The organism is Bradyrhizobium sp. UFLA05-153 (genome assembly GCF_054185185.1).
This window is the reverse complement of the sequence record NZ_JBBIAM010000272.1, coordinates 1-2,902: the sequence shown is the minus strand read 5'-3', so window position 1 is coordinate 2,902 and position 2,902 is coordinate 1. Positions and strand designations below refer to the sequence as shown.

Genomic DNA, 2,902 nt, shown 5'->3' with positions numbered 1-2,902 from the left:
GATCCGGAAAAGTGGAGACCGGTTTTCCGGCAAGATCACGCGCAACTAAGGACTACAGGAGAATAAGATGGCCTGGACCCGTGAACAGATGGCCGCGCGCGCCGCGAAGGAATTGCGTGACGGCTACTACGTCAACCTCGGCATCGGCATCCCGACGCTGGTGTCGAACTACATCCCCGACGGCATGGACGTCAGCCTGCAGAGCGAGAATGGCATGCTCGGCATGGGACCTTTCCCGTATGAGGGCGAGGAAGACGCCGACCTCATCAACGCCGGCAAGCAGACCGTGAGCGAGCTGCCGTCGACCAGCTATTTCTCGAGCGCGGATTCCTTCGGCATGATCCGCGGCGGCCACATGGACCTGTCGATCCTCGGCGCCATGCAGGTGGCCCAGAACGGCGACCTCGCCAACTGGATGATCCCCGGCAAGATGGTCAAGGGCATGGGCGGCGCAATGGACCTCGTCGCCGGCGTCAAGCGTGTCGTGGTGGTGATGGAGCATTCCGCCAAGGACGGCGCGAAGCTCCTGAAGAGCTGCACCCTGCCGCTGACCGGCGAGCGCGTCGTCGACATGGTCGTCACTGATCTCGCTGTCTTCACCATCGACAAGCACGGCGACGGCGGCATGGCCCTGATCGAGCTCGCAGACGGCGTCACGCTCGACGAGGTCAAGTCCAAGACCGAAGCCGAGTTTCGTGTCGCGCTGAAGAACACGTAAGCTGCGAATTTGATCGTTGCCGATGTGGCCGGGCTCGTCCCGCTCATTTTCGTTTGCGGGGTAGTTCCCTCGACGGCGCGTTGTTGACGCCGCGCGCCTTCCGCATTTGACGCTGTCATGCCCCGCGAAGGCGGGGCATCCAGTACGCCGCGGCCTATCGATTCTAGCATGACCGTCTCGGAGTACTGGATCGCCCGATCAAGTCGGGCGATGACACCGAGGGTGGGGCACGCATGCGCTTGCAACAACGGAGTGCCGCTACGACCTCACGGCCCAAACCCTGCCCCACCGCGCCGACACGCTCGCCACCCACGACGTCTCCTCGCGAACCAGGCGGAAGCCGAGATTGGCGGGCGGGACGCCTTGGGCGCAGCCGCCGGCGCGGGCGTCGCGGATGAAGTCGGTGACGTAGGCACGGTGGGCGCCCTCGGCGACGCGTACGCCGCAATTGATGGTCTGACGGCCCGCATTGCCGTTCTCGTCCACCCGGTCGCGCACGAAGCAGGTCGAGGTCCATTCCCAGACATTGCCGGCGAAATCCAAGATCCCATGCTCGTTCGGGCCGAACTTGCCGAACGGATAGGTTGCGGCGTCCGACCGGTCGCGTTCGGATTCGCGCTCGTAGCGGCTGATCCATCGTTTTGAGGGATCGGCGGCGTCGACCGGGGAGCTGTCATCCCTGAACTTGCTGCCGGCAGCGAATGCCCATTCCTCATCGCTCGGCAGGCGCCAGCTCTTGCCGGTCTTGCGCGACAGCCAGCCGGCATAGGCCTGCGCATCGTGCCAGCTCACCTGCACCGCGGGGCGATCGGGTGCGACCACGACGTCGCGGTCGAGCGCGCGGCACGCGCCGTCGTGCACGCAGAGCTGATAATCGGCGGAGGACACCTGCTGCTGCATGATCGCAAGCGGCTTTGCAAAGCGTAACTTGCGCAGCGGCGCTTCCGCCTGTTGGCCCGCACGGGTGAAATCGCCTGCGGCACGATAGGCGAAACTGCCGGCGGCGATCTCGACGATCGCCGGCTCGCTTGCCGCGCCGCGCGTTGTGACATCGGTCATCAAAGGCGCAACGGCAAGCGGCGTTGCAAATCCGGCGACGCAGGCGAGCGCCAGCTTGAGCTTGAATGCGATCAGCATGGGAGTCCCCCGAAAGAAGAAGGGGCCGGTTCATCACCGGCCCCTCGTACGCGCTAGTTGGTCGGGGCCGAAATGTCCGCAGGCGCCTTCACCTGGGTCATCAGATCGTCGTTCCACTTGCCTTCGATCTTGAAGTGCGCGGTGGCACCGAGGTCGGCGGCCTCGATCAAATTATGCGTGACATAGGCGTAGATGCCGGGCTGCAGGAACTTGTACAGCGCTGCGCCCGCCGAGCCGCCACGGATGAACCAGGTCTCGAGCCCGGTCTCCGGCGCGTTACTGAACTTGCCGGTTTCCCAGACATAATCGCCGTGGCCGCCGATCAGATGCGGGCGACTGTCGCGATTGGCCTGCGAGTGCACGATCAGCACGTTCTCGCCGACATTGGCGGTCAGGGCGTTCTTGCCGGTGAGTGCGCCGACCTTGCCGTTGAATACGACGTGGGAGGGAACGAGCTTCTTCATTACCTCCTCGGTGTCGGTGTAGGCCTCGCCCGGCGAGTCATAGGACTTGAAGTTGCCCTTCTCGTCGCGCGGCACATACATGTCCTGCTCGCCGATGTAGTAGACCTTGTCGTATTTCAGCGCGTGGCCCTTGCCGTCGTTCAGCCCGTCACGCGGCAGCACCATCACGGCGCCGTTCATGCCGGAGACGACGTGCCAGGGGATCATCGCGCCGCCCGGCGCGCAGTGATAGACGAACACGCCGGTCTTGGTGGCCTTCCAGCGCAGCACGACCTGCTCGCCGGGATTGATCAGCGTGAGGGCGCCGCCGCCGAGCGCACCGGTCGCGGAGTGGAAGTCGATGTTGTGCGGCATGGTGTTGGTGGCGGGGTTGACCAGCGTCACTTCGACATAGTCGCCTTCATGCACCACCATCAGCGGGCCCGGCATCGAGCCGTTGAAGGTCATCGCCTGGAAGGTGGTGCCCTTCTCGTCGATGACGACCTTCTTCTCCTGGATCGTGAGCGTGAACTCCATGATCTTGGGCGCCTGCTTGGTGGCCTGCTCGTGCGCATGCACGAAGGGCGGTGCGACCAGCTCGACC

General features: G+C 64.5%; 3 protein-coding genes. 1 reads left to right on the top strand and 2 read right to left on the bottom strand.

Features of this window, described 5'->3' with window-relative positions; genetic code table 11:
- Nucleotides 1-67 precede the first annotated feature (67 nt).
- Nucleotides 68-718: a CoA transferase subunit B gene (locus Q2941_RS51155; protein WP_027525194.1), complete on the top strand. Its 651-nt coding sequence runs from the start codon at nt 68-70 to the stop codon at nt 716-718.
- Between the two features lie 258 nt (nt 719-976).
- Here the strand turns inward: Q2941_RS51155 and Q2941_RS51150 are convergent, their stop codons facing one another.
- Together Q2941_RS51150 and nirK are read right to left on the bottom strand one after the other, a co-directional pair.
- The gene (locus Q2941_RS51150) at nt 977-1,855 is read right to left on the bottom strand and encodes an SUMF1/EgtB/PvdO family nonheme iron enzyme (protein ID WP_027525195.1); all 879 of its coding nucleotides are present in this window, start codon (nt 1,853-1,855) and stop codon (nt 977-979) included.
- A 53-nt stretch (nt 1,856-1,908) separates the two neighbouring features.
- Nucleotides 1,909-2,902: copper-containing nitrite reductase (gene nirK / locus Q2941_RS51145; RefSeq protein WP_458197477.1), on the bottom strand; the 994-nt coding region annotated here is incomplete at its 5' end.

Excerpts from the sequence above, each read along its gene's own strand:
- Q2941_RS51155 (WP_027525194.1), top strand. The coding sequence starts at position 68 with ATGGCCTGGACCCGTGAACAGATGGCCGCGCGCGCCGCGAAGGAATTG.
- Q2941_RS51150 (WP_027525195.1), bottom strand. The coding sequence starts at position 1,855 with ATGCTGATCGCATTCAAGCTCAAGCTGGCGCTCGCCTGCGTCGCCGGA.